This window comes from Allobosea sp. 05T422_2 (assembly GCF_056396265.1).
In genome coordinates, this window is the sequence record NZ_JBFTLD010000301.1 from 1 (window position 1) to 7,611 (window position 7,611).

The 7,611-nt window shown below is 59.9% G+C and carries 4 protein-coding genes and 1 pseudogene; all 5 read left to right on the plus strand.

The features are described from left to right. Window positions 1-127 precede the first annotated feature (127 nt). A complete protein-coding gene (locus tag AC1DJT_RS31700; RefSeq protein WP_476835619.1) occupies window positions 128-1,075 on the plus strand; it encodes an AraC family transcriptional regulator in 948 nt (315 codons plus the stop codon). Between the two features lie 719 nt (window positions 1,076-1,794). Next, window positions 1,795-3,750, plus strand: coding sequence for a hypothetical protein (locus tag AC1DJT_RS31705; RefSeq protein ID WP_476835618.1), 1,956 nt, complete (start codon window positions 1,795-1,797; stop codon window positions 3,748-3,750). After that, window positions 3,750-4,802, plus strand: a complete 1,053-nt coding sequence (locus AC1DJT_RS31710) for an OmpA family protein (protein ID WP_476767903.1) — start codon at window positions 3,750-3,752, stop codon at window positions 4,800-4,802. Before AC1DJT_RS31705 ends, AC1DJT_RS31710 begins: the two co-directional genes overlap by 1 nt. Continuing rightward, a complete protein-coding gene (locus tag AC1DJT_RS31715; protein WP_476767902.1) occupies window positions 4,799-6,112 on the plus strand; it encodes an EH signature domain-containing protein in 1,314 nt (437 codons plus the stop codon). Before AC1DJT_RS31710 ends, AC1DJT_RS31715 begins: the two co-directional genes overlap by 4 nt. 13 nt (window positions 6,113-6,125) lie before the next feature. Continuing rightward, window positions 6,126-7,611 (plus strand): annotated as a pseudogene (locus tag AC1DJT_RS31720) (ATP-dependent helicase); the annotation flags it as partial.

A 7,611-nucleotide genomic window follows, 5' to 3' on the forward strand; every position in this document is an offset into this window, starting at 1 on the left:
GCCAAAGGATTGTGCGTCCCAGACATGTGCGGGGAGTTCGACGGCTTTGCCACGCGACCTGGTCTCCCTTCCGACGACCCGAGCGGGTATCTCGCGATTGGTCGTCAGTCGCTTGGCCAGCGCCGGCGTGCAGGTTGCGCCACTCCTGCGGGACGTTGGCCTGAGCGAGGAGATGCTCGCCGATCACGATCAAAGAGTGTCTTCCCGGCGTCAGGTCGCATTCTTGGACCGCGCCGCGACCGCGCTTGACGATGACTGCCTCGGCTTCACCCTGGCGCAAGAATTCGAACCCCGGGCGCTCGGGCTGCTGTTCTACGTGATGGCGTCATCGCAAACGCTCGGCGAGGCATTGCACCGCATTGCCCGGTACAGTTCGATCACCAATGAAGCGCTGGTCTTCAGCGTTGCGGAGGGAAGCGCGCTCACCATTCGGCTAACCTATGCCGGCCTTTCTCGCCATTCCGACAGGCATCAGGCCGAGTTCTGCATTTTTGGAGCAATCCGGATCTGCCGCATCCTGACTGGATCGAACCTTGTCCCGCAGAAGATCTCGATCGCGCACCACCGATCGGGAGATAACTCTGCGATGACACGGTTTGCCGGAACGAAAGTGGAGTTCGGCGCCGAGAGCGATGCCTTCGTTCTGCACGCTGACGCGCGCGAACGCCCTCTTGTGAATGCCGACCCTTACCTCAATGAACTCATGCTGACTGATTGCGAGGCGGCATTGTCATCCCGCGCCACCAATGGGAGCCCCCTTCGGATCAGTGTCGAGAACGCGATCGCTCCGCTGCTGCCTCACGGCAAAGTTCGCGCGGACGTCATCGCCMGTCAGCTTGGCTTGAGCGAACGGACGTTCGCGCGAAGGCTCGCCGAGGAGGGCTTGAGCTTCTCGGAAATCCTCCAGCAGATGCGGCGCGATTTGGCTGTGCGCTATCTTAGCGACGGCAACCTCCATGTCTCGAAGATTGCMTGGCTACTGGGATTTCACGAGGTCAGCGCGTTCTCGCACGCATTCAAGCAATGGACCGGGCTGGCACCGAGCCAGATGCGTATTGCCGGCGTTCAGAATTGAGCGATGTCGGTTCGCCAGGCCGGAGAGCCGAATGGCGCGCCAGGGCACCGGAACACGTGCCGCGCCCTCGCAATCCTGCTTCGACGTAAACGGAACTAGATCGCCTAGATGCTAGACGCCCCGACCGCAATCCGGTGCTGAAGGCCAAGCCGGGCCATACGCTGGCCGAGAGCAACCGAGCATTGGCGGAGAGCGCGATGCTGAGATTGAGCCTGTCCTGCGTGAACTGTCGCACCTGTTGTCCGCAGAAGGCAGAAGGTCGCAGGCGAGCTGAAACGTATACGCCCGCGTGCACGTGGGGCGGAATGAATGAGGATTGCGCTGCGGCTGCCGAAGGCAGAGGCGAACAAGTCTTTGGCAGAAAATAACAAGCATCTGGTGCAGCGGCAACGTACTTCGGGGAGGTCAAATCCGCGATCGCGCCCGGTCACGCCTTAAGGAAAGGCCCCGGACGCGAGAAATGGAGCCTGTTGATTATCGGGGGATCGTTCCAGCCGACGCTGAATGTGACCGAAGTCAGCTATTTCGTCCCCGTCGGCGTCCGACTGGATAGCTGTTGACACTGCTGTGGATTCACTCGTTTTAACCTTAAGATTTTGGTCACAGCCATGCGCTCAGGGGTCGTTGCTTTGGAATCGCTGCGGAATGTTGGCCTCGTCGTTAAGGACTTCGTCCTCAGCGTAGCAGCGCTTCTTAGGGACGAGGCGTCGCCAGGACTCGTGACACTCCTGCTGTTACTGGCATTGCTCGTGTGCGTACTCCTGTTCATGGCGCTGATTTCGCGCCGAAAAGCGGCGCTTCACTGGTTGAGCAAAGAGGTTGTTGCTGGACTGCAGGTCGGTCCGTCGGGGCAATCGTTTATTGGCCTCGACAATGCCATCAACAGTTCCGCGACTAGTCGTTCCCGGCAGCTGGTAGCAACGGCGTGGAAAGAATACCGGGAGACTCTCGTTGCGCATGAAGAAGGGGATCAGGTAACCCTAAGAAATTCGGTTCGACCCCAAACATTTTTTAATATCGAGGATCTTCACTTCGCGCCCGGGTTCTGGCGAGTCGTTCCTGGTCTCTTCGTCACGATCGGCCTGTTTCTGACTTTCCTTGGTTTGATTTCTGCGCTCAACTCGATGGCGGCCCCTGCGACTTCAGGGCCAGCGGCGCTCAACATCGATATCAACGCACTTCTGACGATCGCATCTGCGAAGTTCATCATGTCCCTGACCGGGCTGCTGTGCTCGATTCTATTCACGATTGTCCTCCGAATCGGCATCGGCAGAATCGATGGGGCGATCCATGGGCTCTGTGGAAAAATCGAGCAACGCCTCACTTTCATCAGCCTGGAAGAGCTTGCGGTCGAACAACTGGCCGCGACCCGGGAACAGCGTGAGCACTTCCGAAAAATCGGCTTCGAGCTTGTCGCGGAACTGGGGCGGCCGCTGCGCGAGGAATTGCCTACGGCCATATCGAGTTCCATCAGTTCAGCGATGACGCCGCTGCTGCAGCAGGTCGGACAGATCGGCGCAGACGGTATGGGTACGATGGTGAGGGACCTTTCATCGCGGTTCTCAGACGATGTCGGCAAGGCGTTGTCGCAGGCCAGCGACAGGCTTGTCTTGGCGGGGGATAAAATATCCGAACTGTCGGGTCGTATGGATCAGAGCTCGGGCCGCATGGGAACCGAGATGGATGCGGCGGTTACTCGACTGGCACAGACCGTGGATGATCTTCGTCAGGCGATGGGAGCGACCGCCGCGACAGCAAGTGGTGCATTGACGCAGGGCGCTGAGCAGCTTCTGGCGGTCATGAATGAGACCTTGCAGGGTATTCGCGACAATACCGGCGAAGGTGCGCGAGCCATCAGCTCGGCCGCTAGTGAAATGCGCCAGGCGGCCGAGGGCTTCCGGACGGAACTCGAAGAGGCCGCCAGTACCGGATCCGGCGCTGCTCGCGATCAAATGGCCGCTGCGAGCGCTGCGGCGAGCAGCGCGATAGACGTCGCAGGGCGGGGCATTCTCGATGCATTCGGACGTAATGCAGCCGACATCGCGACGGCGACGGAGGCTTTTTCGGCAAAGGCGTCGGCAAATCTCCTCGCCCCGCTAGATGCGATCTCACAAAGGCTCGGGGGCATGGTCGATGGTCTCTCCGAGGGCACGACGAACCTGCGGCGCCTGTCGGACGGTGTGCGCGCTGGAGCGGAGGCGACGGAGCAGGCAGCAAGCCAATTCCGAGCGGCCTCGGAGGGGCTCGCCGACGCTGCTGCTCCCATCCGCGCGACCACGGCGAGTATCGAAAGCTCGATCAAGCAATTGGCCGACTCCACGCGCAATGTCTCCGAAACGGTAATTCGCTCGGCAGAAGCGACAGCTAAGAATGCGGCATCGGCTCTAGCGAGTGCAGAGCAGATCCTCGGCAACGAAGCCAACGCCATCCAGGCTTCGCTTGCCGGTGTCACGGCCATGCTGGAAAAACTCCAAGGGCAGGGCGATCGCCTCGACGACATGGACGAGAAACTCGGCAAGGCGTTCGAGACTTATGCCGCGCATGTCGCTGCCGCCGTCGAGGGTATGTTCGGCCACGTACGAGATCTTCAGTCGGCCTTGAATCCGGCGCTCGACACTCTGCAAGCAGTGGTCGAGCAGGCTKAGCAGTTCGCTCCTGAATCCAGGAGGCGTTGATGCGCGTGAGCTCTAGAAGGCGTCATCACGAAGACGAAGAAGAATCCGCCTTCGTCTCGATGACCGATCTGACGGTAAGCTTTCTCTTCATCATCATGATTCTGCTGGCCTACTCGGCTTCCCGTATTTCGAAAGAAGAAACCGTCCCCAAGAAAGACTATGACGTTATCGTTCTTGAAAAAAGTGAGTTGGAGGGCGAGCTTGCTCAGGTAAGGCATGATTATGACGTCATCGTTTGGAAAAAAGTGGAGTTGGAGGACGAACTTGCTCATGTAAGCCATGACTATGATGTCCTCGTTCGGGAAAAAAGGAAGTTGGAGGTCGAGCTTACTCTTGTAAGGCAGCTAGCCCGTGACCAGGGGCAGCGCATTACGGATCTTGAAAGCGAGATCGCCCGCCTGAAAGAGCAGCTCCAACAGAAAAACCCGCTCGAAAACTACATGTCTCAGGTCGCAGATTTGCGGCGTCAGGTTCTTGCTAAATTACAAAGACAGATTCAGATCGATTTTCCCGATTTGCAGGTCGTCATTAGTGAAGAAATGGATGCTTTGCGTTTCAAGGGGGACGGCTTGTTCAAAAGTGCGCAATTCGAGCTCGAGATGGATAAGCGACGAATTGTTGAACGTCTTGCGATGCGGCTGAACGAATTGCTGCCCTGTTATACGCTCGGTTCCAGTGCGGCTTGGCGATTGGACTGCAATGGGGCCGGCGCCATTATCGAGGCAGTGCAAATCGAGGGGCACACCGACTCCAAGGGGACGGAGAACGACAACATGACCCTGGCTACCAACCGGGCCAATGCGACGTTCTTTGCGATGAAGAACCGTGAGCCCGAGTTGCTACGTCATCTCAACTCGCGCCAGCAGCCGGTCATGTCGGTTGCCGGATATGGCGCCATGCGGCCTATTGCGAGCAACGCGACTGAGGATGGCCGCGCGACCAACCGTAGGATCGACCTACGGATCATAATGTATACGCCACAGTCATCCGACGAGATTGAGATCATTCGAAATCGATTGCGCTCGGGCGTTGCAGCGGCATCATCCCGATGAGCCTCAGGTCACTGCTGAAGCAGTCCCCACGRTTCGATGCGCCGGCCTTGCCGGGATTGAACAGCCTCCGCGGGGCGGCAAGCCGCATCTTGGCACGATGGCCGGATGTCGTCGCCGAGCCTCCTGAGAATGACCGCGACAGGCTGGTCGGCGAGATGCGGCGGCGTCTGGAAGCTGATGATTGGGGCAATTTGCCGATCTCGTACGTGACTGCAGCCGCACGTGCTCTTTTTGATTCCGTCCGTCGTAGCCGTCCTGATCTCGAGGGTGTGAGGAATTTCTATTTCGAGGAACTTCGCGTTTCGACACGCAGGAGCTTTCTCAATGCGATGGCCTCCATTTATGTCGGCAGCTATGTCCCTGACGCGCTGCATACGCGCGCACTTGCTGAAGCGCTGCGCTTCTCACGCTCACGCCTCGGCCCGCGTTGGGCGAAGCTGGAGGACGCAGTGCCTGAGTGGCTTGACCCAGTCGATGCACCGGGCGCTATCGCCGCCTGCATGGTCGGGGTGGATGATGCCTGGAGTGAATTGAAAACCATTGGCTTTAGCTCGCCTCACGCGCCGGGGTTGATGGACCATGCCCATCTTTCCTACGTCACTCGGCTCGGTCCCAAGCTGCGCCAACGAAGCGAGTTAGAGCGCCTGTTTGGCTGGCTTCGACCCGAACGACAGGCGGCACGCATGTCTGGCGCGGCAGAGGCGATCAGCGCCGTGCTCGATCATTGGCGCGACGGTGATCCCGAGGACGAGGACCAGCGTTACATCACAGAGACGCTCGTCGGATGCTATGGCGACCCGCGTGTGTCTGGTGGCGGCGCCTGGGCGGGCGTCGCCGCTCCGTACCAGGCGGTAATCCTGCGCTGGCTCACCAAGGAAAACATCCTCTTCTTTCTCGACGTCGTCTCGGAGGTCGAGACAAGTCATATGTGGGAGCCACGCCGCGAGTTCTGGCTCTCCCTGTACGACCAGGGACGCATCAAAAACGCCTGGGTCGCCTTCAGCTCTGAGGCCGCTCGGCATGCCCGCCGGCGAGCAGCCGCCCGAAGTGGGCAGAACACGCTGAGTTTCGGATTGCAGACGGCAGGAGGCTCCCGAGTGAACACGTCTCTGCTGATCCTCGAGATCGGCAACAAGATCCTGGTCGAAGGCTCGCACAGTTACAAGATTCACCTATTCCGGGCTGGTGTTCCCAAGACGCCGCCGCTCTATCTGCCCAGATACGACTGCGAGGTGATACGCCTCACGGCTGGGGCAGAGGCAAAATCGCACAACGGCAACTGGCAGGGCTGGGTCCTGGAACGCATCTGAACGAGGCGCGCACTTGAATTTCGATTTCGTATCGTCGCCCGAAACCATCACGCTGATGTTGCGGCCGGACAAGACCGGACTCCTGAGCCGGTTATTTAGCAATACCGCGCCTCGCGATCTCGAGCGCCTGCCGCCGCAGGAACGCGACCTGCTGCTGGCGCTGGGCGACCTGCGTGCGCTCGGCGACGAGATGCCCGGCTCGCTTCGGATCGGCCGCCGCGAAATCGTCATGTCGCACCGGCTTGCGGCCTCCCTGGAGGCAGAAAGTGCGGCGGCACTTGGACTTCCTCCGCTGGTCGATTTGACGCTGAGGACCGACGTGGAGGGCGTACTGGGCTCTCCGTCCTTCCGCCTGCGCTACGAATGGCATCGTCATGGTCAGCGTCAGATTGTTGAGCGCCAGGGAGCAATCCTACGGACTTCGACAGGTCCGCGCCGGCTGCCTCTATGGGTGATGGAAGCGGTTCAGGTCGCCGATGACTTCACTCGTGGAGTTGGAGACGCCGCACATTGGGAAGCTCTCGCGCGGTTTCGCCAGGCCCTCGACCCTGGCGTGACTGTGACAGGGGCGACACCGGCGGCAAGAATTTCAATGACCGACTTCTTGTCAGGTCTGGAGGTCCGCCTTGCCGATCGTTTTTCCATTGCACCGGCTGAGACAGGTGACGATTTCGAGGTGGTGCCGTTCTCGAGCCGCGCCATCAGGGAGTCAGGTTTTGCCGACGACGAGGCTGGCGTCCCGGAAGCTTGCGGCGAACTTGAGGGTGAAGCCCTGCGCGTATTCCAGTCGCGATTGCGAGAGCGTGGAGCGATACCGGCTTTTCGCTTGGCCCCCGGTAGTTTCCTCGTAATCGACCGCTCGGCCAAGCCAGTGCTCGAGACGATGGTGCGAATGCAGAAGGCGCCCGCCGCCGAGCGAGCCGCTTTTGTTCGAAACCCGCGCCCGAAAATCACCGAAGCGGTCGAGGCAGCCCTGCGTGCGGCCGGTCGGTTGGACGGGCTGTCGCCCGAGTCCGAAGAAGAAGCGATTGAGGCTGCTGCCGGACCGGCATTTGTTGAGACCAGGGAATTTTCCGAACGAGTTATCGGCATCAAGGTCTTCGAGAGATCTCTCGAGATATCATTGGATGGCAGCACGACGTGGCTGCCTGAAGGCTTTGCGAAGAAGCTGTCAGAGCATCTCGACCAGCTTCCTTCGTCCGAGCTGACATCGCTGCGGGAGCAAGTGGCCGGTGCCATCGCTGCGGGAGACGAAAAACTACCCCTCGCCGACATGGAGCTACCCGCGCGACCCGAAACACTCAACCTGATCGATCACAAGATCTCTTCTCGAGACCCTGACGAAGTCACCGACGGTCACTCGGAGCGTCGCGTGTCGGGCCCAGTGGTCCTCGACACGCTCGACAATATCAACGAATTGCGCTGGCACGCAAAACTGCGACCCAGGGAGGCGGCGATAAGAGCCATGCCGCCTTCGTTCATCCGCACTCCTCTGAAGG